At 71.8% G+C, this 23,825-nt stretch carries 24 protein-coding genes and 1 pseudogene; 19 read left to right on the top strand and 6 right to left on the bottom strand.

Annotated elements, in window-relative coordinates; all coding sequences use genetic code 11:
* The first annotated feature begins 31 nt into the window (after positions 1-31).
* Together Acy02nite_RS41870 and Acy02nite_RS41865 are read left to right on the top strand one after the other, a co-directional pair.
* Positions 32-649 (top strand): TetR/AcrR family transcriptional regulator, encoded by a 618-nt coding sequence (locus tag Acy02nite_RS41870; RefSeq protein ID WP_203754566.1) that lies wholly within the window; start codon positions 32-34, stop codon positions 647-649.
* On the top strand, positions 646-1,521 hold the full coding sequence (locus tag Acy02nite_RS41865; RefSeq protein ID WP_203754564.1) for a PfkB family carbohydrate kinase: 876 nt from the start codon (positions 646-648) through the stop codon (positions 1,519-1,521). The genes Acy02nite_RS41870 and Acy02nite_RS41865 overlap by 4 nt, the downstream gene beginning before the upstream one ends.
* 274 nt (positions 1,522-1,795) lie before the next feature.
* Here the strand turns inward: Acy02nite_RS41865 and Acy02nite_RS41860 are convergent, their stop codons facing one another.
* Entirely contained in the window at positions 1,796-2,812 is a 1,017-nt protein-coding gene (locus tag Acy02nite_RS41860) for an LLM class flavin-dependent oxidoreductase (protein ID WP_203754561.1), read from the bottom strand.
* Positions 2,813-2,895: 83 nt separating this feature from the next.
* Between Acy02nite_RS41860 and Acy02nite_RS41855 the strand changes: the two genes are divergently transcribed.
* Complete coding sequence (locus tag Acy02nite_RS41855; RefSeq protein WP_203754557.1) at positions 2,896-3,765, top strand: L,D-transpeptidase; 870 nt, start codon at positions 2,896-2,898, stop codon at positions 3,763-3,765.
* Between the two features lie 200 nt (positions 3,766-3,965).
* Here the strand turns inward: Acy02nite_RS41855 and Acy02nite_RS47675 are convergent.
* Positions 3,966-4,179: pseudogene (locus Acy02nite_RS47675) on the bottom strand (helix-turn-helix domain-containing protein); the annotation flags it as partial.
* A gap of 195 nt (positions 4,180-4,374) precedes the next feature.
* On the opposite strand from Acy02nite_RS47675, the gene rho reads away from it, so the two are divergent.
* The 3 genes from rho to Acy02nite_RS41835 are packed head-to-tail and all read left to right on the top strand — an operon-like array spanning position 4,375 to position 7,358.
* Positions 4,375-5,559 carry a transcription termination factor Rho gene (rho, locus tag Acy02nite_RS41845; RefSeq protein WP_203754550.1) on the top strand — a complete coding sequence of 395 codons (1,185 nt, stop codon included), beginning with the start codon at positions 4,375-4,377 and terminating at the stop codon, positions 5,557-5,559.
* A 15-nt stretch (positions 5,560-5,574) separates the two neighbouring features.
* On the top strand, positions 5,575-6,429 hold the full coding sequence (locus Acy02nite_RS41840; RefSeq protein ID WP_203754665.1) for an SAM-dependent methyltransferase: 855 nt from the start codon (positions 5,575-5,577) through the stop codon (positions 6,427-6,429).
* Positions 6,430-6,476: 47 nt separating this feature from the next.
* Positions 6,477-7,358, top strand: a complete 882-nt coding sequence (locus Acy02nite_RS41835; RefSeq protein ID WP_239175762.1) for a Sco1979 family transcriptional regulator — start codon at positions 6,477-6,479, stop codon at positions 7,356-7,358.
* A gap of 270 nt (positions 7,359-7,628) precedes the next feature.
* Here the strand turns inward: Acy02nite_RS41835 and Acy02nite_RS41830 are convergent, their stop codons facing one another.
* Positions 7,629-8,504, bottom strand: a complete 876-nt coding sequence (locus Acy02nite_RS41830; RefSeq protein WP_203754547.1) for a universal stress protein — start codon at positions 8,502-8,504, stop codon at positions 7,629-7,631.
* Between the two features lie 86 nt (positions 8,505-8,590).
* A complete protein-coding gene (locus tag Acy02nite_RS41825) occupies positions 8,591-9,268 on the bottom strand; it encodes a type 1 glutamine amidotransferase domain-containing protein (RefSeq protein WP_203754544.1) in 678 nt (225 codons plus the stop codon).
* 104 nt (positions 9,269-9,372) lie between these two features.
* Here Acy02nite_RS41825 and Acy02nite_RS41820 point away from each other — a divergent pair, with 104 nt between their 5' ends.
* The 4 genes from Acy02nite_RS41820 to Acy02nite_RS41805 all read left to right on the top strand — a co-directional run bounded on the left by Acy02nite_RS41820 (position 9,373) and on the right by Acy02nite_RS41805 (position 12,264).
* Positions 9,373-10,239 (top strand): LysR family transcriptional regulator, encoded by an 867-nt coding sequence (locus tag Acy02nite_RS41820; protein ID WP_239175760.1) that lies wholly within the window; start codon positions 9,373-9,375, stop codon positions 10,237-10,239.
* Positions 10,240-10,378: 139 nt separating this feature from the next.
* Positions 10,379-11,386: a glutamine synthetase gene (gene glnII / locus Acy02nite_RS41815; protein ID WP_203754541.1), complete on the top strand. Its 1,008-nt coding sequence runs from the start codon at positions 10,379-10,381 to the stop codon at positions 11,384-11,386.
* A gap of 151 nt (positions 11,387-11,537) precedes the next feature.
* Positions 11,538-11,867: an STAS domain-containing protein gene (locus Acy02nite_RS41810; protein WP_203754538.1), complete on the top strand. Its 330-nt coding sequence runs from the start codon at positions 11,538-11,540 to the stop codon at positions 11,865-11,867.
* Positions 11,860-12,264, top strand: a complete 405-nt coding sequence (locus Acy02nite_RS41805; RefSeq protein ID WP_239175758.1) for an ATP-binding protein — start codon at positions 11,860-11,862, stop codon at positions 12,262-12,264. The genes Acy02nite_RS41810 and Acy02nite_RS41805 overlap by 8 nt, the downstream gene beginning before the upstream one ends.
* A gap of 652 nt (positions 12,265-12,916) precedes the next feature.
* Here the strand turns inward: Acy02nite_RS41805 and Acy02nite_RS41800 are convergent.
* On the bottom strand, positions 12,917-14,392 hold the full coding sequence (locus Acy02nite_RS41800) for a PP2C family protein-serine/threonine phosphatase (RefSeq protein ID WP_203754535.1): 1,476 nt from the start codon (positions 14,390-14,392) through the stop codon (positions 12,917-12,919).
* 110 nt (positions 14,393-14,502) lie between these two features.
* On the opposite strand from Acy02nite_RS41800, the gene Acy02nite_RS41795 reads away from it, so the two are divergent.
* Positions 14,503-16,173 carry a methyl-accepting chemotaxis protein gene (locus Acy02nite_RS41795; protein ID WP_203754532.1) on the top strand — a complete coding sequence of 557 codons (1,671 nt, stop codon included), beginning with the start codon at positions 14,503-14,505 and terminating at the stop codon, positions 16,171-16,173.
* Between the two features lie 47 nt (positions 16,174-16,220).
* Here the strand turns inward: Acy02nite_RS41795 and Acy02nite_RS41790 are convergent, their stop codons facing one another.
* On the bottom strand, positions 16,221-16,676 hold the full coding sequence (locus Acy02nite_RS41790) for a response regulator (protein WP_203754529.1): 456 nt from the start codon (positions 16,674-16,676) through the stop codon (positions 16,221-16,223).
* A 138-nt stretch (positions 16,677-16,814) separates the two neighbouring features.
* Between Acy02nite_RS41790 and Acy02nite_RS41785 the strand changes: the two genes are divergently transcribed.
* The 8 genes from Acy02nite_RS41785 (at position 16,815) to Acy02nite_RS41745 (ending at position 23,776) form a co-directional block, all read left to right on the top strand.
* The gene (locus Acy02nite_RS41785; protein WP_203754526.1) at positions 16,815-17,735 is read left to right on the top strand and encodes a siderophore-interacting protein; all 921 of its coding nucleotides are present in this window, start codon (positions 16,815-16,817) and stop codon (positions 17,733-17,735) included.
* A gap of 126 nt (positions 17,736-17,861) precedes the next feature.
* Positions 17,862-18,401: a hypothetical protein gene (locus tag Acy02nite_RS41780; RefSeq protein ID WP_203754523.1), complete on the top strand. Its 540-nt coding sequence runs from the start codon at positions 17,862-17,864 to the stop codon at positions 18,399-18,401.
* A gap of 61 nt (positions 18,402-18,462) precedes the next feature.
* A complete protein-coding gene (locus Acy02nite_RS41775; protein ID WP_203754520.1) occupies positions 18,463-19,383 on the top strand; it encodes an STM4015 family protein in 921 nt (306 codons plus the stop codon).
* Between the two features lies 1 nt (position 19,384).
* Positions 19,385-20,299, top strand: coding sequence for an STM4013/SEN3800 family hydrolase (locus Acy02nite_RS46940; RefSeq protein ID WP_239175756.1), 915 nt, complete (start codon positions 19,385-19,387; stop codon positions 20,297-20,299).
* A complete protein-coding gene (locus Acy02nite_RS41760) occupies positions 20,296-21,591 on the top strand; it encodes an STM4012 family radical SAM protein (protein WP_203754517.1) in 1,296 nt (431 codons plus the stop codon). Before Acy02nite_RS46940 ends, Acy02nite_RS41760 begins: the two co-directional genes overlap by 4 nt.
* Entirely contained in the window at positions 21,588-22,517 is a 930-nt protein-coding gene (locus Acy02nite_RS41755; protein WP_203754514.1) for an STM4011 family radical SAM protein, read from the top strand. Before Acy02nite_RS41760 ends, Acy02nite_RS41755 begins: the two co-directional genes overlap by 4 nt.
* A gap of 96 nt (positions 22,518-22,613) precedes the next feature.
* The gene (locus Acy02nite_RS41750; RefSeq protein ID WP_203754511.1) at positions 22,614-22,868 is read left to right on the top strand and encodes a hypothetical protein; all 255 of its coding nucleotides are present in this window, start codon (positions 22,614-22,616) and stop codon (positions 22,866-22,868) included.
* A gap of 470 nt (positions 22,869-23,338) precedes the next feature.
* Positions 23,339-23,776 (top strand): CBS domain-containing protein, encoded by a 438-nt coding sequence (locus tag Acy02nite_RS41745; RefSeq protein ID WP_203754508.1) that lies wholly within the window; start codon positions 23,339-23,341, stop codon positions 23,774-23,776.
* Positions 23,777-23,825: the final 49 nt, after the last annotated feature.

The following is a 23,825-nucleotide window of genomic DNA, read 5'->3' as shown; positions in this document are numbered from 1 at the left end:
TTAGTCATCACAACGCTTAGGGGATGAACGGATGCCGCGGCCGACGACTCCACTGCTCAGCCGGGCCGGCATCCGCGCGGCCGCGCTGGAGATCATCGACCGGGACGGGCTGGACGGCCTGAGCATGCGCAAGCTCGCGACCGCGCTGTCGGTCAGCGCCCCCGCGCTCTACTTCCACTACCCCACCAAGGAGCACCTGCTCGACGACGTGGCCGGCGAGATCATGGAGAAGGTCGAGGTCGACGCGTTCGCCAAGGGCTGGCGCGAAGGCCTGCTCGGCTGGGCCCGCTCCTACCGCGCGGCGCTCGCCGAGCACCCGAACATCGTGCCGTTCCTGGCCCGCGGCCCCGGCCAGCGCGACGCCTCGCTGCGCCGCGCCGACGCCGTGCACGGTGGCCTGGTCGCCGCCGGCTGGTCCCCGCGCGACGCCACCATGATCGGCGCCTCGACGAAGTACCTGGTCGTCGGCGCCGCGATGGGCTCGTTCTCGCGCGGCTTCGTCGACGACGTGCAGGTCTACCTGGACCGCTACCCCGCGCTCGGCGACGCCCACCGCCTGCGCGAGCACGCCGACGAGGTCGACCGCGACAGCTTCGAGTTCGCCCTGCTCACCTTCGTCGACGGCCTCGCCGCCCGCCTCGCCGCATGACGCTCAGCGACAGAGTCAGGCTCGTCTTCGCCGGGCTGTGCACTCTGGACATCCTTCAACTCGTCGCGTCCTACCCCGCCGACAACGAGAAGGTGACCGCCCTCGATCAGACCGTCGCGGCGGGCGGCCCGGCCACGAACGCCGCCGTCACCGCCGCCTGCCTCGGCGCCTCCGCGACGCTGCTGACCGCCGTCGGCCGGCACCCCCTGGCCGCGGGCATCCACGCCGACCTGGCCTCTTCAGGCGTGAAGCTGATCGATCTGGCCGCGGACGACGACGGCCCGCCGTCCGTCTCCAGCATCGTCGTCAGCGCCGGCACCGGCAATCGCGCGGTGGTCTCCACCAACGGCGCCGCTCGCACTCTGTCCACTCCGGATCTCTCGCTGCTCGCGGGGGCCCAGGCCGTCCAGGTCGACGGCCACTACCCGGAGATCGCCGCCGCGGTCCTGCGCGAAGCCCGCCGCCTCGGCATTCCCACGCTTCTCGACGCCGGCAGCTGGAAACCCGTGACCCCGTCGCTTCTGCCCCTGCTCGACGTCGTCGTCTGCTCCGCCGACTTCCGGCCGCCCGGCGTCACCGACGTGCCGGCGTTCCTCGCCGCGCACGGCGTCCGCTGGATCGCGATCAGCCAGGGCCCCGCTCCGATCCTGCGCTGGACCGGTGGCGATCTCCGCCCTCAACCGGTCCCGTCGACGAAGGTCGTCGACACCCTCGGCGCCGGCGACGTCCTCCACGGCGCCCTGACCAGCGCAGTCGCCCGCCGCTGGCCGCTCACCGACGACACCTTCGCCGAGTCCCTCGACGAGGCCGCCGCGGTCGCGAGCCGCTCGTGCGCGTCGTTCGGCACCCGCGCCTGGATGCGGAAACCCTAGAGGCCCGCCCGTCAGGACATCCCGCCCGCGAAGGCCGCGAGCCGGCCGCCACTTCAGGTCGCCGCGCGCTCCCGCTCCCGGCTGGACACCCGCCGCCGCGTCGCTGGCCGGACCCGAGCGGGCTCGCGAGCCGGGCCGGCCCAGGCACGTTCGCGGGGCAGGCACGGGCACGCTCGCGGCCCGGGCCTGCCCCGCGAGCCGGGGCGGGCACGCAGGCCGGACGGGCACGCAGCTTCGCGGGACGGACTGCACGCGACGACCGGCGCGCCGGCGATCAGGCTGCGGCGGGCGGGTCCGCGGGCTTCCAGCCGAGGGCCGGGCCCAGGTGGGTCGCCATGTCGGTGAGGATCTGGACGTAGTCGTCGTGCTCGAAGGTGAACGGCAGGGCGAACGCCACCTCGTCGATCTCCCGGAACGCCACGTGCTCCGACAACCGCGTAGCGATCTCCTCCGACGTGCCGACGATGTCCGGGGCGAACATCATCCGGGCCGGCCCCTGCGGCGAGGTGGTACGCGGGGTGCGCTGCTCGGCGTACGCGAAATATCTCTGACGCTGGGCAGGCGACGCCGAGTCCGTCGGGATCACCACGAGTCCCTGCGAGACGCGGGCGCGGTCACCGTCCGGGTGGGCGGCGCGGAAGGCCCGCACGTGGGAGAGCTGGATCTCGGCGAAGTCCTCCGACTCCTCGGCTTTCACGACACTGCTGGTCAGGAAGTTCATGCCGTGCTCCCCGGCCCACTGCGCGGATCGCAGGGAGCCGCCGCCGTACCAGAGGCGCGAGGCGAGACCCGGCGAGTGCGGCTGGACGCGGTCGGAGAACTGCTCGAAGCCGATGGCGCCGGCGAAGTCGGTGACGGGCTCACCGCGTACGCAAGCAAGCAGCCTCTCGACCCGGTCGTAGCTGAAGTCTTCCGCATCGCCGGTCCCGGGGTAGAGCGCGTCCTTGACGCGGTCGTAGTTCATCGGCGGGCCGACGCTGATGCCGGGGTTGAGCCGCCCGCCGCTGAGCAGGTCGACGGTGGCCAGGTCCTCGGCGAGACGCAGCGGGTTCTCCCAGCCGAGCGGGATGACCGCGGTGCCCAGCTCGATGCGGCTGGTGCGCTGCGAGGCGGCGGCGAGCACGGCGACCGGCGACGAGATGCCGAACTGCAGGTGCCGGTGGCGCAGCCACGCGCTGTCGAAACCGAGCCGCTCCCCCAGCTCGATGATCTCGAGCGTGGACTCGTGGCCACGGCGCGGGTCCGCCTCGTCGAACAGGCCGATGGTGAGAAATCCCAGCTTGCGCAGCATGCCAGCACCCTATCCCGGAGATGTGAACCACTCTCTGTTCACAAGATCCTTCACATTGTTCCGGGGGTGGTTAGTCTGGGCCGATGTCCAGCCCCCGGACTCGTGTCTACCTGATCTCCGCGGCCGCCGCGGTGGCCCTCTCCGCCGGCGCCGCTGTCGTCCTCACCCAGGACGGTGAGGCGGACGCGACCGCCGGCCAGTGGGTCACCCCGGTCGTGTCGTCGGCCGCCGCGACGACGCCGCCGCCGAGCGTGCCCGCGACCACTCCGCCGGCCGCGAAACCGCCCGCCGACCTGCCCGTGATCACGTATGCGGCGGGCCCGTCGGGGCTGCCCGCCGACCCGGAGGTCAAGTCGACGGCCGCCGTGACGCAGGGCCTGCACCCGGAGAAGAAGGTGGCGCTCTACGACGCGCCGGGCGGCAAGCCGCGCGCCTTCCTCCCGTCGTCGATCAGCGGGCTGCGCACTGTCGTGCCGATCGTCGAGCAGCGCGACGGCTGGGTCGCCGTGCTGGCGCCCTCGGCGAACCGGCGGATCGGCTGGGTGCCGCCGGGCGGCTACACCACCGAGACGCTGCGCGACCAGTTGATCGCCGACCTCTCCGAGCGCACGCTGACCTGGCTGCGCGACGGCAAGGAGCAGCAGCGCTGGACGGTCGCGATCGGCTCGACGGCGACGCCGACGCCGGTCGGCCGGACGTATGTGATGGGCACGACCCGGATGCGCGGCGACATCTACCTGAACATGGACGCGCTGGTGCTCGGCTCGATCCCGGAGGAGCCGGAGAAGATGTCCGAGGCGTTCCAGCTCGCGCACACCGGCATCCACGCGTGGTACAAGAGCAGCGTTTTCGGGCACAACGTGTCGAACGGGTGCCTGCGGATGCCCGGCCCCGCGCAGCAGAAGCTGGTCGCCGAGGTCGGAGCCGGGACGCCGCTGACGGTCCTCGCGTAACGGTCAGGCCGTCACGGTGAAGTGTGCTGGGCGGCGCGCACAGGTCAGGCGGGTGCGCGGCCGGCCACCGGCCGACGGGCGCAGGCGCAGCACCGAGCAGGTGGCCCCCGGCGTCCGGGATCGGACCGGTGCGCTGATCCGCGCGACCGGGACGGCCCGGCGAGCGGCCACGATCGGGGCGGCCTGGCGCAGCATCTCCTCGCGGACCAGGTCGAGCAGGTCGGGCATCGGCAGCCCGAGCGCCCGGCAGATCGCCGCCAGGATCTCCGACGACGCCTCCTTCGTGCCGCGTTCCACCTCCGACAGGTAGGGCAGCGACACGCCGGCCGCCGTGGCGACCTCTTTCAGCGTGCGGCCCTGGCGCTGGCGCACCCGGCGCAGCACCGACCCGATGACCCGGCGCAACAGTGGCATGGCGTTCCCTCCCCGCGAGCTGTGACGTCCATCCTGCCCTACTGGGCCGGATCCGCGAACAGTGCTACGGTGGGCTCATCCCGGATGCCGGTGGCATTCCCCGCCCGGGTCGTTCCACTTCTCACGACGCGCTTCCTGTGCGCTGTCACCACTTTTCCTCGGGCCCGTTGCGCGCCCGTTCAAGGAGAGTTCCCCATGACTGCTGTCCAAGTTCAACCCAAGAAATCCGATTTGCGTACGTCGAGACGACCGCAACGCACATCCGATCCCCTTCCTCCCGAGGAGACCGTCGCGGTCGACGCGCTCCTCGACGTCGTCGACGACCGTGCGTGGCTGCGCGCCGACGGCTGCCTCCCGGGTCCCGACGACCTGCCGGTGGCCATGGCCGAGGTCCGTCGGCTGGGTCTGCGCCGCGGCGACCGGGTGACCGGGATCGCCCGCGTCAGCCGTCCCGGCAAACCCGTGAACCTGCAGGTCACCGCGGTCAACGGCCGCACTCCCGGCCCGCGCCCCGACTTCTACGGCGCGACCGCCCTCTACCCCCAGGAGCGGCTGCGCCTGGAGACCGGCGGTGACGTGCCGGCCACCCGGGTGATCGACCTGGCGATGCCGATCGGGAAAGGGCAGCGCGCCCTGATCGTCGCCCCGCCGAAGGCCGGCAAGACCACGGTCCTGCACCAGATCGCCAACGCCGTGACCCGCAACCACCCGGAGTGCCACCTGATGGCGGTGCTGGTCGACGAGCGGCCCGAGGAGGTCACCGACTGGCGGCGCACGACGAAGGCCGAGATCTGCGCGGCCACCTTCGACCGTCCGCCGCAGGAGCACACCGCGGTCGCCGAGCTCGCGATCGAGCGGGCGAAACGCCTGGCGGAGCTCGGTGAGGACGTGGTCGTGCTGCTCGACTCGATCACCCGCCTGGGCCGGGCGTACAACCTGATCGCGCCGGCCGGCCGCGGCCGCACCCTCTCCGGCGGCCTGGACAGCACCGCTCTGCAACCGCCGAAGCGGCTGCTCGGCGCGGCCCGGAACCTGGAGCACGGTGGCTCGCTGACGATCATCGCGACCGCCCTGGTGGAGAATGGGTCGGCCCTCGACACCCTGATCTTCGAGGAGTACAAGGGCACCGGCAACGCCGAGCTCAAGCTGGACCGGACGCTCGCCGAGTCGCGGGTCTTCCCCGCCATCGACCTGAGCGCCAGCGGCACCCGGCACGACGAGTTGCTGCTGAGCCCGGGAGAGCTGGCCGTGATCGGTCAGGTGCGCCGCGCGCTCGGTGGACAGGAGCGGCGCGAGGGCATGCAGCAGTTGCTGACCCAGCTGCGCACGACCGGGTCGAACGCGGAATTCCTTCGCCGGGTGGCGCAGTCGCTGGCGTGACCGTCCCGGATGGGTATGCTGGCGCCGAACCGAACGCCTGCGGATCCACATCGGACACCGGGTCCGCCCTTCCCCGAGGACGTGCGCGTGACCGAGGACTCGACCCCCAAGCTCGACACCAGCGTTCCGCAGACCGCCCGGATCTGGAACTATCTGCTCGGCGGCAAGGACAACTTCGAAGTGGACCGTGCGGTCGGTGACCAGATCGTCGCCTCCCTGCCGCACTTCGCCACCCACGCCCGGCTCTCCCGGCAGTACCTGGTGCGGGCCGTGCGCTACCTCGCCGGCGAGGCCGGGGTGACCCAGTTCCTCGACATCGGCACCGGGCTGCCCACCGCTGACAACACGCACGAGGTCGCTCAGGCCACCAACCCGTACGCGAAGATCGTCTATGTCGACAATGACCCGCTCGTGCTCGCCCACGCCCGCGCGCTGCTGACCAGCACCCCGGAGGGCAAGACCGCCTACATCGACGCGGATCTGCGGGACCCGGAGCGGATCCTGGCGCAGGCCGCCGAGACACTCGACCTCGACCAGCCCGTCGCGCTGATGCTGATGGGCATTCTCGGTCACATCGAGTCCGACGACGAGGCCAAGAAGATCATCGGCTCGATCCTGGCCCGCTTCCCCTCCGGAAGCTACTTCGCGATGTACGACGGCAGCGACACCGACCCGGAGGTCCGCGAGGCCACCCGGATCTGGAACATCTCGGCGAACCCGAAGTACCACCTGCGCACCCCGGAGCGGATGGCGTCGCTCTTCGAGGGTCTCGAACTCGTCGAGCCCGGTGTGGTGTCGGTGACCCGGTGGCGCCCGGAGACCGACGCGCCCGAGATCAGCCAGTTCTGCGGCGTCGGCCGGAAGCCGTGATCGCTTCTCACCGGTCAACTGTCTAGGCTGCCACCGAGGAGGTTTCCTTGGCGGAGGAACATGACACAGGTGGCTCGACCGTGCGCCGGCTGCAGGTCGGCGCGCACCTGCGTGCCCTGCGCCGGGCCAGCGGGCTCAGCCGCGAGCAGGCGGGCTACGAGATCCGGGCCTCCGAGTCCAAGATCAGCCGGATGGAGCTGGGCCGGGTCGGTTTCAAGGAGCGCGACGTCGTCGACCTGCTCCGGCTCTACGGCGTCACCGACCGGGCCGAGCTCGACCGGGTGCTCACCCTCACCCGGGAGGCGAACGCGCCGAGCTGGTGGCACTCCTACGGCGACGTGCTCAGCAGCTGGTTCCAGAACTATCTGGACCTGGAACAGGCCGCGGAGCTGATCCGGACGTACGAGGTCCAGTTCATCCCCGGCCTGCTGCAGACCGACGCGTACGCCCGCGCGGTCATCCGGCTCGGCCTCGGCAACAGCGACCCGGCACAGGTCGACCGGCGGGCCAGCCTGCGCATGGAGCGCCAGAAGGTGCTGCAGCGCCCGGACGCGCCGCGGCTCTGGGCGGTGCTCGACGAGGCGGCGCTGCGCCGTCCGATCGGCGGGCGGGAGGTCCTGCGCGAGCAGATCCGCGCGCTGATCCACGCGTGCGAGTCGCCCACCATCCGGCTGCAGATCGTCCCGTTCGAGTCCGGCGGGCACGCGGCGGCCGGCGGCGCGTTCAGCATCCTGCGGTTCCCGCACGAGGAACTGCCCGACGTCGTCTACATCGAGCACCTGACCAGCGCGCTCTACCTGGAGAAGCGCGAAGAGGTCGACCAGTACGCGGCGGCGATCGGCCGCCTGTTCATCGAGGCGCAACCGCCGGCCGAGACCCCGAAGTTCCTCGAGCGCATCCTCGACGACCTCGACGCCGGCCGCATCTGACCCGGCCGGCGCCGACCGCTGTTCCGCGCCCGGAGAAGAGCCGCCGGTGCTGGCCGACCCCCGCGAGCCCGTCCCCACTCGAGCCCCAGCCGCGACTCACGCTTCGGGCTGGTTCTCATGGGCGTTATTCGTGCCTCATAACGCCCATGAGAACCAGCCCGGGAGCCGCCGCCGGCCCGCCCCGGCCTCCCCGGCACGGGCTTGACGTCAGCCGGTCCCGGCGCACGCCTCGGCCGCGAGTCACACTCCCGGCCGGTGCTGAGGGCGAGATCAGAAACGGATCACGGTACGGGCTCGGGTGACGAGCGCGACCGTGCAGCGCGCCCGGTGCAGCAGGTGACGCCCGACCGACGGCCGCAGCACCGCGCGCAGAGCACCGCGGGACCGGGCCCCGGCCACCACGAGCTGCGCCCCTGCGGCCGCCTGCGCGAGCACCTCGCCCGGCGAGCCGACCACGACCTCGGCGCTCACCGGCACCCCGGGGTAACGGCGCCGCCAGCAGCCGACCATCGCCTCGAGACGGCCGCGTTCCTCGCCGACCGCGCGCAGGTTCGTGTCGCAGAGCAGGTCACGCCCGTCCGGCGGCGACCACCCGTGCACCGCGCGGACCGCCACGCCCCGGACCGCGGCCTGCTCGAACGCGAACCCGAGCACGAGCCCGGCCGCCTCGCTCCCGTCCACTCCGGCCACCACCGGGTCGGTGACCCGTGGCTCGCCCCGGACGACGACGACCGGGCAGCGGGAGTGCGCGCTGACCGAGTCACTGGTCGAGCCGAGCCAGGCGCGTACGCCGGTGGGGCGGCGGCCGCCGAGCACGACCAGGCCGGCGTCGGCGGCCCGCTGGATCAGCGCGACAGCGGCGGTGGAGTGTTCGACCCGCGCCGCCACCCGTACGCCGGGGTGGGTGCACGACGCGGTGTCCACGGCCTGGCCGAGCATGTCGGCGACGGCCAGGTCGGTGTCGAGGTCGGGGTAGACCGCGGCGGCCGGCATCATCGCGGCGGCCGGGACGTAGCTGGGCCACTCGTAGGCGTAGACCAGCTCGACCGGCATGCCGCTGCGCTCCGCCTCGTCGAGTGCCCAGCGCGCCGCCTTGCGGGCTTCGAGCGAGCCGTCGTAGCCGACAACGATCCTCTGGGTGTGCACGGCGCCGCCTCCTCTGCCCTGCTTCCCCCGATCGTCATTGGTGGGCCCCGCCCGGGCAAGGCTGTGGGGCCCGTCACATTATGGGCCTAACGCTTCGATGTGGACAGCACCTTCAGCACTTCCTGCGCCACTCCGGTGGACGACGCCGGGTTCTGCCCGGTCACCAGGCGCCCGTCGGTGACCACGTGCGGCTGCCAGTCGGCCGCGCCGGAGTGCTTGCCGCCCAGCTTCTCCAGGGTGCTCTGCAGCAGGAACGGCACCACCTCGGTCAGCCCGGCCGCGGCCTCCTCGCTGTCGGTGAACCCGGCGACCCGCTTGCCGGCGACGATCGGCGTGCCGTCCGACAGCGTCAGCCCGACCAGCGCGGCCGGCCCGTGGCAGACCGCGGCCACCACGCCGCCCTGCTCGTAGACGCCCCGGCCGAACCGGATCAGCCCCTCGTCGGACGGGAAGTCCCACATCGCGCCGTGGCCACCGGCGAACAGCACCGCGTCGTACGCACCGGGGTCCAGATCGGCGAAGCGGGGCGTGCTCGTCACCTTCGCCTGCACGGCCGCGTCGCCGGTGAACGCCTGCTGGATCGGGTCGGTCAGGTCCACGCCGTCGACCGGCGGCTCGCCCCCGGCCACGCTGGCGAACTCGACCTCGTGCCCGGCGGAGGTGAACACGTGCCACGGGTGCGCGGCCTCGGGCAGGTAGTAACCGGTCGGGCGCAGCCCACCCAGGTCGCCGTGGCTGGTCAGGCCGATCAGAATCCTCGCCATGTCGATGCCCTTTCGTCGTCGGTGTGTCGCCGTAGACGATGCCTCGGAGCAGCCATCGGCGACCAACAGGACGAGCGGCACCCAGCCATAGGAAAATCTATGGCATGGTGAGTCTCGACCTGCTGCACACGTTCCTCGCGGTCCACCGCGCCGGCACCCTGACCAGGGCCGCCGAGATGCTCGGGCTGTCCCAGCCGACGGTCACCGCGCAGGTGCGGGCGCTGGAGAGCGAGCTGGGTCACCCGCTCTTCGTGCGCGGGGCGCGCGGCGTCACCCCGACCGCGGCCGCCGACGACCTGGCACGCCGGCTCGACGGCCCGATGGACGCCCTGGCCGGGGTCGCCACCGGCCTGCGGGACCCGCGTGATCCGGCCGGCCGGACCCTGCACCTGGGCGGGCCCGCCGAGCTGATGACCGAGCGCGTGGTGCCCGCGCTCGCCGGGACGATCGCCGCCGGGGTCGCCGTCCGGGTCCGGCTCGGGCTCGCCGACGACCTGCTCGCCGAGCTCGGCCAGGGCCGGCTCGACCTGGTGGTGTCGGCGATCCGGCCGCGCCGGGCCGGGCTGCACGCGGAGCCGCTCTGCGACGAGGAGTTCGTACTGGTCGCCGCCCCGGCCCTGATGCCGGTCACCGATCTGTCACGGGCGCCGCTGATGTCGTACGCCGAGGAATTGCCCATCATCCGGCGATGGTGGCGTCATGTCCTCGGGCAACCGCCACCGAAGCGGGCCGTCCTGGTGGTGCCGGATCTGCGGGCGTTGCGCACCGCCGCGATCGCGGGCATCGGCGTCACCGTCCTGCCGCGTTACCTGGTCGCCGAGGACCTCGCCGGCGGTGTGCTGGCCGAGGTGCTGCCGACCGCGGACCCGCCGATCAACACGCTCTACCTGGCCACCCGCGCGGCCGGGCGGGACGCGCCACACGTCGCCGCCGCGCGGGCCGCTCTGCTCCTCAGCGGCAAGCAATGGTGACCTATGGGTTACCAGGATCACTCGTCCGCTGTTCGGGATCGGAAACATGGATTTGATGTTGGGCCGTTAGCCTCCTCGCGCCGCGCCAGGGTCGTCCGGCACCGCCAACCGGCGACGTGATTCGTCTGAGGAGAAGTGAATGGCTGTCAAGGCCGAGTACCTGTGGGTCGACGGAACCCAGCCCACCGCCAAGCTGCGGTCGAAGACCAAGATCCTGGCCGACGGCGCGGAGCCCCCGATCTGGGGCTTCGACGGTTCCAGCACCAACCAGGCGCCCGGTGACAAGTCGGACTGCGTGCTGCGCCCGGTGTTCACCTGTCCGGACCCGATCCGCGGCGGCAACAACATCATCGTGCTGTGCGAGGTCGAGCTGATCGACGGCACCCCGCACCCGACCAACACCCGCGCCGCCTGCGTCGCGAGCGCCGAGAAGTACGCCGGCCAGGAGCCGATCTTCGGCATCGAGCAGGAGTACACGTTCTTCAAGGACGGCCGGCCGCTCGGCTTCCCGGTCGGCGGCGGCTACCCCGCCCCGCAGGGTGGCTACTACTGCGGCGTCGGCGCCGACGAGGTCTTCGGCCGCGAGATCGTCGAGGAGCACATGGACGCGTGCCTCGCCGCCGGCCTGAACCTGTCCGGCATCAACGCCGAGGTCATGCCCGGTCAGTGGGAGTTCCAGATCGGCCCGGTCGCCGCGCCGCAGGTGGCCGACGAGCTGTGGGTCGCCCGCTGGCTGCTCTACCGCATCGCCGAGGACCACGGCGTCTCCGCCACCCTCGACCCGAAGCCGGTCAAGGGCGACTGGAACGGCGCCGGCGCGCACACCAACTTCTCCACCAAGGCGATGCGCGAGAGCTACGACGCGATCATCACGGCGGCCGAGTCGCTGGGCAAGCGGCGCCAGGAGCACGTGGACGGCTACGGCGCCGGCATCGACCAGCGCCTCACCGGCCTGCACGAGACCGCCCCGTGGACCGAGTACAGCTACGGCGTGTCGGACCGCGGCGCGTCGGTGCGCATCCCGTGGCAGGTCGAGAAGGACGGCAAGGGTTACATCGAGGACCGCCGCCCGAACGCGAACGTCGACCCGTACGTCGTCACCCGCCTGCTGATCGACACCTGCTGCGAGGCCCTGGCCCAGGCCTGACCCCCGTAGCGGATGCGCGCGGGCACCGGCTGGACCGGGCCCGCGCGTGTTCCTTTCCGGTCAGGGTTGACTCCGGTAGGCGCGCTCCGGGCCGCCGGGTGTCATGATGGGCCGGGCAGACTTCCCGCGGCGGGGAAAGGTACGACGGTCGATGACGAGCTTCGAGGCGAGGACAGCCGTGGAGCCCGGTCGCGCCACCGTTTTCCTCTCCGGTGACTGTGACCTCCCGGCCCGTGACCGGATGACCGCCGCGCTGCTCGACGCGGTCAGCCGGTCCGGCGCCGTCTTCGTGGACGTGGCGGCGGTCGGCTTCCTCGACTCCACCGGCGTGCACGCCCTCGTCACGGCGTACCACGCGGCTCAGGGTCGCGGCGGCAAGCTGTATGTGCGCAACGCCACCGGGCCCGTCGCTGCCGTCCTCGAGCTGACCGGGCTGGACACCCTGCTCAAAGCGCCGGCGGAGGAGCGTCGCCATGCCTGAGCAGCCGACCGGCACCGACGGGATGACGGACACCGACGGGATGACGTACACCGAGCCCGACGACCTGCGCACCGTCCGCGTCTTCGTCGCCGACCGGGCCCGGGCGCTGGGGTTGCCGGCGGCCCGGGTGGACCTGCTCACGCTGGCGGTGAGCGAGCTGACCACCAACACGCTGCAGCACACCGGTGGAGGCGGCCACATCCGGGTGTGGGCGGAGAACGGCCGGCTCATCTGCGATGTGGTGGACGGCGGCGGGCCGCGACCCTTCGGCCGGGCCATGCCGGCGGCCGAGGCCATCCGCGGGCGGGGGCTGGCCATCGTGGAACGGGTTTGCGACGCGGTCTACACGAGCGCGGTTCCGGGTGGGACGCTGGTCAGGATCTGCCTGAACCTCTGAGCGATCCACTCAGCAAACGATCCACCCGCCCGGCGAGCCTTCCGCCCGCCAGTGAGCGGTCCGCCCCGCCAGCGAGCGATCCACCCACCCGGCCGCCGGTCACTCCCCGGCGCCACGCCCTGCCGTGCTCGCCGGCCACCTCCTTCGCGGCCCAGCCCTCGGCCAAGCAGCCACCCGGCTGGCACTCACGGTCGAGAACAAGCCCCACACCAGCCCTCAGCACCAGCCGACACCGGAGAGCTGGCACCCACGGTCGAGAACAGGGCCCGGACCGACCACCAGCGCCAGCCGACAGGCTCACGACCAAGATCCAGATCAGAATGCCTTCGCCGTACGTCGTGAGCACCGCCCCGACCGGCCGGACCAGCCGCCGGAGCACCGGCGTCGCCGGGCCGAGCAGTAGCACCGGCGTGGCCGAGCCGAGCAGTACCACCGGCGTCGCCGGGCCGAGCAGGATCACGAACGGGCCTGGGCGGGCCGACGCGAGCACCGGCGTCGACCGGCACGGGTTTTCGGGGTGAGCGTCACCACCCACGGAGATCGCCCTGGAGGGCTTCGCGTTCTGGCCGCGCCAGCGGCCTGCGAGGCCCGCAAGGGTCCCCGCGGGAGCAGCCCAGAGTGACCACAGCGAAGAGGGGACCGCGAAGATCTTCTAGGTTCTGACGTGGACCGCCAGCGTGCAGGTGTCGTCGTCGGGGCTCGGCGCGTGCAGCAGCCGGTGGATCGTCGGCAGCGGGTCCGGCCCGGGGGCGGCCGACACGGCGCTGAGGTGGTCGCGGACCTCCGCGCCGCGCCGGGTGACGTCGCCGCGGCGTTCGACCAAACCGTCGGTGTAGAAGAGGATCAGGTCGCCGGGGTGCAGCCGGGCGCTGGCGACGGGGAAGTCGGTGTCGGCGTCGGCGCCGAGCAGCAGGCCCGGCGGCCGGTCGAGCTCGATGCTGCGGCCGGAGCGGCCGAGCAGCGGGGCCATGTGCCCGGCGCGGGCCCAGGGCAGCTCGCGGGTGTCCGGGTCGTAGACGCCGACCACCGCTGTCCCGGTGATGCCGAGCTGGGCGCAGAGCCGGTTCAGGTGCCGGAGCAGGAGCCCGGGGTCGCGGATCCCGGCCGACAGCCACGCCACCAGCGCGAACCGCAGGTGGGCCATGCCGTTGGCGGCTTCCATGCCGTGGCCGGCGACGTCGCCGACGGCCAGGGCGACGCGACCGTCCGGGAGGGTCTGCGCGTGGTACCAGTCGCCGCCGACCTGCAGGGCACTCTCCGCGGGCAGGTAGCTGACCATCGCCTGGAGACCGTCCAACTCGAACGAACCGGCCGGCACCGGCTGGATCATCTGCTGGAGCTGGCGGGCGAGGCGGTGCTCGGCGAGCGCGGTCAGCTCGCCGAGGCGGACCTGGTCGCTGAGCCGTTCGATCTCGGTGCGGGTGGCGATGCGGGCGGTCACATCCTGCACCACGGCGTAGATCTTCACCGGCCGGCCGGTCCCGTCGCGGGACAGGTCGGAGAGGATCCGCAGGTGTTTGACCCGGCCGTCGATGAGGAACCGGACGGTCACGTCCGAGGTGGCGCCGACGTCGAGGGTCTGCCAGGCCGCCTCGGCGATTCCCCGGTCCTCCGGGAGGATGGCGGCAGCCTGGCCGGTGCGGGACAGCGGCCCGTCGGCAGGGTCGCGGGCGAAGATCCGATACATCCCCGGTGACCACTCGGACTGGCCGCTGACCAGCTCGTATTCGGCCCAGCCGAGGCTGCCGAGCAGCTCGGTGCGCTCCATCCGGCGGCGGTGCTCGTCGACCCGGGTCCACCAGACGAGCAGGCCACCGAGCACCGGGTGGACACTGATCTCGAAGTGGGAGTCGTCGTAGCGGAACTCCTCCATCCGGTCGGGCTTGCCGGTGGCCATGACCTGCAGGTAGAGATTCCACAGCGGCCCGCCGGCCAGCGACGGGTAGAGCTCGAGGAGCCGGCTGTCGACGCGCTGCGCGCCCCGGCCGTAGATGTCGCGGATCTGGTCGCTCGTCGCGGCGACCCGGAAGTCGGCGATCAGGCCGTCGTCACCGGTGATCGGAACCAGCCAGGTGCAACCGGCGGGCACGGCGGCGAGCAGCTCGCGGACCACCTCCTCGTCGCCCATCCCGGCAGCCTACCGGCCGGGGACGCGCATCTCCCAGCACGACTTGGGCGATACCGCCGAAAAGACATGAGACGGCTTCTAGAGTGGGTCCTGCCATCAGGGAGGGCAGAATGCAGCCGGAGACCAGCGCCACCGGGCGGACCGTGCCCGCGGCCTCGCGTGGCCTGCTGGAGCGTGTGCTCGGCGACCGCAGCCTGCTGATCAAGAGCACGATCACCGCTGCCTGTGTCGCCGTGGTCGCGCTGGTCGTGACCATCGTGTCGCTCAGCCGGATGGCTCAGCTCAGCGATGACCTGGGCATCATGAAACGCCACCACGTGGACAGCATGGAGCAGGTCTCGAACATGCGTGAGGGCATGACCACCATGTTCCGCGGCATGCTGCTCGTCGCCTCCGCCCAGGGCCAGAAGAACAGCGAGCTCTACCGGCTGGGCGTGACCGGCGCGGCCGACGCCGACAAGCAGATCGACACGTCGGTCGCCGCCTACCGGACGATCGCCACCGACTCCGGGGCCCGGGACCGGCTGGAGCGGCTCGACTCGTTCACCACGGCGATGACGCGGTACCGGGCGCTGCGCGACGTGATCATTTTCGGCAAGACGCCGCCGTCCGGTTTCGAGATGCCGACCGAGGCCCAGATCCTGCCCGCCTTCAACGAGGCCGAGGACGGCATCAACGGTGCGCTGAGCGAGCTGCAGAAGGCCGAGGAGTCGGACGCGGACGCGATGACCGCCGAGGGCGAGCGGGCGTACCAGCGGTCCCGCTGGATCACCCTGGCCGGCCTGGTGATCGGGTTCGTGGTGGCGGCGTTCGTCGGGTTCGGCGTGGCCCGGCTGATCCGGCGTCAGCTCGAGACGGTCTCGTCGGCGCTGCGCGCGGTGGCCGACGGCGATCTGACGGTGCCCGCCGAGGTGCGTTCCCGCGACGAGCTGGGCCAGATGGCGCAGGCGGTGAACCGGGCGCGCGAGGGCCTGCAGACCACGGTCCGGCAGCTCACCCACGACGCCGGCACGCTCGGCTCGGTCACCGAACGGCTCAGCAGCATCACCACCCGGCTGGACGCCGAGGCACGCGAGGCCGCCGAGCAGGCCGGCATGGTGGCGGGCACGGCCGGCGAGGTTTCCGCCAGCGTGCAGTCGGTCGCGGCCGGCAGTGACGAGATGGGCGCGTCCATCCGGGAGATCTCGGAGAACGCGAGCAGCGCCGCGCAGGTGGCGGCGAGCGCGGTCGGGGTTGCCCAGGCCACCAACGACACGGTCGCCAAGCTGGGCGCCTCCTCCGCGGAGATCGGCGACGTGGTCAAGACGATCACCTCGATCGCCGAGCAGACGAACCTGCTGGCGCTCAACGCGACGATCGAGGCGGCCCGGGCGGGCGAGGCCGGCAAGGGCTTCGCCGTGGTCGCGACCGAGGTCAAGGACCTGGCTCAGGAGACCGCGAAGGCCACCGAGGACATCGCCCAGCGGGTGCAGGCGATCCAGGCCGACACCGAGAACGCGGTGACCGCGATCCAGGAGATCTCCCGGATCATCTCGGAGATCAACGACTACCAGGTGACGATCGCGTCGGCGGTGGAGGAGCAGACCGCCACCACCAACGAGATGAGCCGCAGCATCGGCGAGGCGGCCAGCGGCAGCACGAACATCGCCGGCAACATCAACGCGGTGGCCAGCGCGGCGCACGCCACCACGTCCGCCCTGGGTGAGGCGGACGCGTCGATGTCCGAGCTCACCCAGATCGCCGGCGAGTTGCGCGAGGTCGTGGCGCGCTTCCGGATCTAGGCGGTGTCTCGCCGTGGGGCCGGGGCTGCGGCGTGGCGAAACACCGCCTAGTGTCCGAGAAGCCGCTCGACGCGACGCAGCAACTCGGCCGGGTCGAGCGGCTTGACCAGGTAGTCCTCGGCCCCGACCACCCGAGCCAGGTCCATATCGGCCGGTTCGCCCCGCCCGCTGATGAAGATCACCGGGATGGTCGCGGTCTGCGGCGACGAATGCAGCTCGTAGCAGAACGCCAGCCCGTCCAGCCCCGGCATGCATACGTCGAGCAGCACCAGCGACGGCCGCTCCCCCACCGCGAGCGCCATCGCGGTCCGGCCGTCCGCGGCGATCAGTGTCCGATACCCGGCGGCCCGCAGCTTCGTGCCCACCAGGTCCCGGATGTCCTCGTCGTCGTCGGCGATGAGCACGGTGGGCGGCTCCAACGCGGCCGACCAGTCGCCCATCGGCCAGGTCAGGCCCGCCTCGGCATCGCTGAAGGTGAGGGTGGTGGTCGAGGACTGGGGCATCTCCGGCTCCTTCTGCGGTGGGACCCGTGTGATCGTCCGGCGCCGGTGGCTCTGCAGGAATCTCCGGGGTGCAAGCGGGTTGCCACGGTCCCCCTGGCTTAGGTTAGGGTTACCTAAACCCGATCGCTGGGAGGCGTCGTGACCCAGACCGTTGTTCCGTCGACCGAGGCGGCCCCGTTCCGCTTCTTCCCGGTCGAGGTGGCCCGGATCACCCGGCTCAGCCCCAGCTTCGTGCGCGTCACGTTCACCGGCGACGACCTCGACAGGTTCGCCGACAACGGCTTCGACCAGCGCATCAAGCTGATCTTCCCGCTGCCCGGCACCGGGCTCGACGACCTGCCCATGAGCGACGACTGGTTCACCCGGTGGCGCGCGCTGCCGGCCGACCGGCAGAACCCGATCCGGACGTACACGGTGCGCAACGTCCGCGCCGCGGCCCGCGAGGTCGACGTCGACATGGTGCTGCACGGCGTCTCCGGCCCCGCCTCCCGCTGGGCCGTCGGCGCGCAACCCGGCTCGATCGCCTGCCTGCTCGGGCCGAACGCGGAGTTCGCCGGCAACTCCGGCGGCGTCGACTTCCACCCGCCGATCGGCACCAACCGCGTGCTGCTCGTCGGCGACGAGACCGCCACCCCCGCGATCGCCTCGATCCTGTCCCGGCTGCCCGCCGACATGTGCGGCGAGGCGCTGCTCGAGGTTCCGGAGGCCGGCGACGAGCTGCTGGTCGACGCTCCCGCGGGCGTCCGGGTCACGTTCCTGCCCCGCAACGGCGCCGACCACGGCGTCAGGCTGATCCCCGCGGTCCAGGCCGCCGCCGCCCACCTGCTCGGCGACGCCGCCGGGGTCACCACGGCCGCCCTCGAGGACGTCGACGTCGACGAGGAGCTGCTCTGGGAGGTTCCGGACGGCACCGAGGCCACCGACGGCTTCTACGCCTGGCTCGCCGGCGAGGCCGCCGTCATCAAGACCCTGCGCCGCCACCTGGTCGGCACCTGCCGTGTCGACCGCCGCGCGGTCGCCTTCATGGGCTACTGGCGCCTCGGCAAGGCGGAGTGCTGACCGTGAGCACCAGCCGGGAACCGCGAGCCGCGCCGCTGTCCGGTCCCGCGGCTCGGGTCGCGGCCCGTACGCGGGCAATGAAGCATTTGATCTAACTCGGGCCTGCCCGCGGCCGATGGTCGGGCCATGACCGTCGCCCGCTACGCCGCTCGGACCACCGCGTTCGCCGTCGTCTACCTGCTCGTCTACTGGATGGCGGACCTCTACCTGATCCTCCCGCCGGTGGTGGCCGCGGTGTGGATGCTGACGCAGGGCCACTGGGGGCTGCGGCGTTTCGACGTGATCGCCCTGGTGACGGTCACCGTGGCAGCGGCGATCGCGGGCGGCGCCACGATGCTCTCCGGTTTCGGCCGGGCCGCCGTGATCACCGCTCCGGCGCTGCTGTTCGCGGTGCTCGTGGAGCGGTGGCTGCCCGGCTGGTGGCAGGGTCACGGTGATCGTTTCCGGGCATGGCACGTCAGCCTGGGCAAGGTCGCCGGTGCGGCGGCTGTCTCCGCGGTGGCGTTCCTGGTGCTGTTCACCACGATGTTCGGGGTCCCGGCGCTCGGCTTTCTGGGCATGCCCGTCGTCCAGACCGTCGCGGTGCTGCTCGTCGCCCTCGCCGGCCGCACGATGAAACGGCAGGCGACGAAGCGGCAGCGCCCGGGGCTGACGCTGGTCCGCTGATTTCTGTCGGCGGCTCCTGCTACGGTCGCGCCGCTGGTTCGAACGGGAGACAGGGGCCGCGATGACGTTCCACCATCATGACGAGACCTTCGCCGGTCTGCCGGTGACCGAGTTCCCGGCCGGGGCCGCGACAGGTCCGGTCGCCTGGCGCGTCTCGTATGACGAGGAGGACAGATCCGACGAGCCGGTCTCCCCGGGCTTCCGGGCGAAGTTCGAGACCTTCCTGACCGCCCACGGCGCGACGACGGAGTCCCTGGTCATCGGCCCGTGGGGTTATGCCGCGTTCGACCGTGCGCCGCTGGGTCAACTGGGTGAGGCCGCGCCACGCCTGCCCGCGCTGCGCTCCCTGTTCCTCGGCGACATCACGTTCGACGAGTGCGAGATCTCGTGGATGAAGGTCGGCGACGTCAGCTCGTTGATCACCGCGTTCCCGCTGCTGGAGACGTTGCAGGTGCGCGGCGGGGAGGATTTCGCGTTCTCCCCCGTGACCAGCGGGAGCCTGCGCCGCCTGGTGGTGCAGAGCGGTGGCCTGCCCCGGGCGTTCACCGCGGCGGTGCTCGGCTCGGCGTTCCCGGGCCTGACCGAGCTGGAGCTGTGGCTCGGCACCCCGGATTACGGCGGTGACACCACGCTCGCCGACCTGCGCCCGCTGCTCGACGGCACGCTCTTTCCCGGCCTGCGGCGGCTCGGCCTGCGCAATGCGGAGATCGCCGACGAGCTCGCGGCCGCGATCGCCCACGCGCCGATCGTGGCCCGGCTGGAATCGCTGGACCTGTCCATGGGCGTGCTCAGCGATCGCGGGGCGACCGCGCTGCTGGCCGGCCAGCCCCTCACCCACCTGCGTGAGCTGTGCCTGGCCCACCATTACATGTCCGAGGAGACGGCGGCTGCCGTGGTCGCCGCGCTTCCGGAGACCCGGGTCGACGTGAGCGATCCGCAGGGGGATGACGAGGACGATCGTTACGTGGCGGTCTCGGAGTGACATGCGCGAGCTGATCGGCACCCACGACGTCCTGATGGTCACCCTCGACACGCTGCGCTACGACGTGGCCGCCGAGTTGGCCGCCGCCGGGCGCACCCCGCACCTGGCCGCGGTCCTGCCCGGTGGCGGCTGGGAGCGGCGGCACTCACCGGCCAGCTTCACCTATGCGGCGCACCACGCGTTCTTCGCCGGCTTCCTGCCCACGCCCGCCACGCCAGGCACTCCGCATACGCCTGGCACGCCGCGCACGATGGGCACGCCAGGCACGCCGGCCACGCCCGGCACGCCCGGCACCGGCACGCCAGGCACGCCCGGCACCGGCACTCCCGGCACGCCGGGCGCCCACGATCGGCTGTTCGCCGCGGCGTTCCCCGGCAGCGAGACGTCCGGGCCGGGGACGTGGGTCTTCGACGCGCCGGATCTGCCGACAGCGCTGGCCAAGGAGGGCTATCACACGCTCTGCCTGGGCGGCGTCGGCTTCTTCAACCGGCGGACGGCGCTCGGCGAGGTGCTGCCCGCCCTGTTCACCGAGGCGCACTGGGAGCCGTCGTTCGGGGTGACCGAGCCGGATTGTCTCGGCGCCCAGTTGGCCCGTCTGGAGAGCTCGCTGACCGCGGTCCCGTCCGGGCAGCCGGTGTTCACCTTCCTCAACGTCGCGGCGATGCACCAGCCGAACCGGCACTACGCCGGGCTCGCCGAGGACACCCGGGAGAGCCACGCGGCCGCCCTGGAGTATGTCGACGGGTTGATGCCACGGCTGTTCGAGCTGGTCACAGGTCGCGGGCGGCCGGTCTTCGTGATCATGTGCGCGGATCACGGCACGGCGTACGGGGAGGACGGCCACACCGGCCACCGCGTCGGTCACGAGGTGGTGTGGACGGTGCCGTATGCGCAGTTCACCCTGGCCGTGTCATGATCACCGGCTCGCCCTACCAGGGCTATCTGTATGCGTATCCGCACAAGACGTCGTACCGCCCGCTCGACCCGCGCCCGGCGCTCGCCGACGTGTGGCGCGACGAGCCCAAGGACGCGCTCTTCCTGTACGTGCACATTCCGTTCTGCGAGATGCGTTGCGGGTTCTGCAACCTGTTCACCCGCGCGAACGCGCCCGCCGAGCAGGTCACGGCCTATCTGCGGCAGCTCCGGGAACAAGCCTCCCGGGTCGCCCCGCAGGGTGCCCGGTTCGCTCAGGCGGCCTTCGGCGGTGGCACTCCCACCTATCTGGAGGCGGCCGAGCTCGACCAGCTCTTCGACATCTGCACCACCGTCCTGGGCGCGCGCCTGCCCGGCATCCCGCTCTCCGTCGAGACCTCGCCGGCCACCGCGACGCCCGACCGGCTGGAGGTGCTCAGCGCCCACGGGACGACCCGCGTCAGCATCGGCGTGCAGAGTTTCCTCGACGCCGAGGCGCACGCCGCCGGCCGCCCGCAGCGCCGCGTCGACGTGGAGCGGGCACTCGGCGCGATCCGGGACGCCCGCGTGCCGGTGCTCAACCTCGACCTGATCTACGGCATCGACGGCCAGACGCCGACCTCGTGGCAGCTCAGCCTGGAGGCCGCGCTCGCCTGGCAGCCGGAGGAGATCTTCCTCTACCCGCTCTACGTGCGCCCGCTCACCGGGCTGGGCCGCCGGGCGGTCAGCCGCGACGACTGGGACGCGCAGCGGCTCGCGCTCTACCGCCAGGGCCGGGAGACGCTGCTCGCCGCCGGCTACCGCCAGGAGTCGATGCGGCAGTTCAGGCTTCCCCACGTGCGCGACGACGGCCCCGACTACTCGTGCCAGGACGACGGCATGATCGGGCTCGGATGCGGCGCCCGGTCGTACACGCGCGACCTGCACTACTCCTTCGACTACGCGGTCGGGGTCAGCGAGGTCCGCGCGGTGCTCGACGACTATCTCTCACGACCTTCGACCGATTTCGCGTACGCCGAGGTCGGCTTCGCCCTGGACGCCTTCGAGCAACGACGGCGCTGGCTGATCAAGTCGCTGCTGCGGGCCGAAGGGCTCGATCCGTCGGCGTACCGTGAGCGTTTCGGCTCCGCCGCCGAGTCCGACTTCCCCCAGCTCACGACCCTGGTCGACAACGGTCTCGCCGAGCCCGGCGGCCTGCGACTCACCCCGGCCGGGCTGGAGCGATCCGACGCGATCGGCCCGTGGCTCACGTCCGGCGCGGTGCGCGAGGCGATGGCGGGATACCGCCCACGATGACCTCACCGGCATCGGGCTCCACGCTCTCCGTCCTCTATCGAGGGCCGCTCGCCAGCTGCAACTACGACTGTCCCTACTGCCCTTTCGCCAAGCGCCACGATCCTCCCGAGCTGCTGCGCGCCGACCGTGCCGCCCTGGAGCGCTTCACCGCGTGGGTCGCCGAGACCACTGACGTGCGCCTGTCGATCCTGTTCACCCCGTGGGGTGAGGGCCTGACCCGCAGGTGGTACAGGGACGCCATCGTGGCACTGTCCCACCTGCCGCACGTCGACCGCGTCGCGATCCAGACGAATCTGGCCACGCGCGTCGACTGGCTCGCCGACGCCGATCCGGCTTCCGCGGCGCTCTGGGCCACCTACCACCCCGGCCAGGTCACCCGCGCGCGCTTCCTGGCCCGCTGCGAAACCCTGCTGCGGCTGGGCGTGCGCTTCTCGGCCGGCATCGTCGGCTTCCCCGAGCACCTGGCGGAGGCCCGTGCCCTGCGCGCCGCGCTTCCCCCTTCGGTGTACTTGTGGGTCAACGCCGCCGAGGGAAAGAGCTACACCCCGGAGGAGGAAGCGGAGTGGACAGATCTCGATCCGCTTTTCGGCTACAGCGTGCGACCGCACGTCTCGCTCGACCTTCCGTGCCACGCCGGCGAGACGGCGATCTCGGTCGACGGCGACGGTACCGTCCGTCGCTGTCACTTCGTCAAACAGAAGCTCGGCAGCCTGTACGACGGCTCGTGGCGGGCCGCGCTGCAACCCCGTCCTTGCGTGAACAGCATCTGTGACTGTCACATCGGCTACGTCCACCTGAAGCCGCTCGGCCTGCGTGACGTCTTCGCCGGTGGGGTCCTCGAACGCATCCCCGCCGTCTGGCCCCTTCCCTCACCGGCACCTTCCAATCCAGCCGGTCATGTCGGTTTGGGGACATTCCCGGCGTGACTCTCCGAGTATGTTCAATCACAGATTGACAGGAGTGCTGTCCGAAGAAGAGTCATAGAGCGCCACAGAAGCAGGCCCCCACAGGAGAGGTGAGCGATGACCACGAACGCACCCGAGCAGGCTCGCACGACCAGCGCCGACGACCTGGAGTCGCCGTCCCGGCTGCGGCAGGCCGTGACCACGGTCCGCACGTCCCGCCCCGCCCAGGCGGCAGCCGCCCACCGCAAGCCGGTGACCGCCGGCCTCCTCGCCGTGACCGGCGCCGCCACCGCCGTCCTGCTCCTCCTCCGACGCAAGCGCAACGCAAAGCCGGTCCGCTCCAGCCGCCTCCCCACCTTCCGCCGCCGCTGACACCCAGCCAGCAAAGCCGACGCTGACACCCAGCCGGCACCGCCGACGCTGACACCCAGCCGGCACCGCCGGCGCTGATACCCAGCCGGCGCCCCCGCCGCTGACGCCTCGGCCCGCTCTGGCCGGCCGACTACCTACACCGCCGACGCTGACGCTCGGACCGACGACGTCGCCGAAGCTGACGCCACCTCCCGGCCGACGCCGCCGCCATCTCCAGGCGGCGGCGTCGCCGTTATGCCCGGCGTCGGGTCTGTCGCGGCTCCGACGGCAGGCATGACCCCCTCGCGGCGGCGTCGCCGTTATGCCCGGCGTCGGGTCTGTCGCGGCTCTGACGGCAGGCATGACCCCCTCGAATTCACCGGCGACTGATTCGGCATATATCGAAGATGCTTGACTTTTCGGGATGGTATTCGGCATGAAGTGCAGGAGGGATCGAGAGGAGCACGGGGGCGGACGACACAGGAGGTGCGATGCGGATCAGTGACATTCTCCGGGTCAAGGGCGAGAACGTGGTGACGGTTCCACCGGACATGCCGGTGGAGGTGCTGGTCACGGAGCTGGCCCGCCATCGGATCGGTGCCGCGGTGGTGTCCCGGGACGGGACCGCGGTCGAAGGGATCGTCAGCGAGCGCGACGTGGTCCGGGCGCTCGCCGAACGCGGGCCGGCGGTGCTCGCCGAACCGGTGAGCACCATCCAGACCACGCAGGTGCGGACGGTCACCCCGGACGCGCAACTGGAAGACGTGGAACGACTCATGACCGAGCGGCGATTCCGCCATGTGCCGGTCGTCGTCGACGGTCGCCTCGCCGGCGTCGTCAGCATCGGCGACGTCGTGAAGAACCGTATCGACGAACTGGAAACCGAACGCACCACCCTCGCCGACTACATCACCGGCGAGCGCAGCTGAAACACAAAAAGATAAAGGCCCACCCCGTGACGGGGTGGGCCTTTATCTC

The sequence above is a fragment of the Actinoplanes cyaneus genome (assembly GCF_016862095.1).
GTDB lineage: Bacteria > Actinomycetota > Actinomycetes > Mycobacteriales > Micromonosporaceae > Actinoplanes > Actinoplanes cyaneus.
Note: the sequence above shows the minus strand (reverse complement) of the source record. Positions and strands in the feature narration are given on the sequence as shown.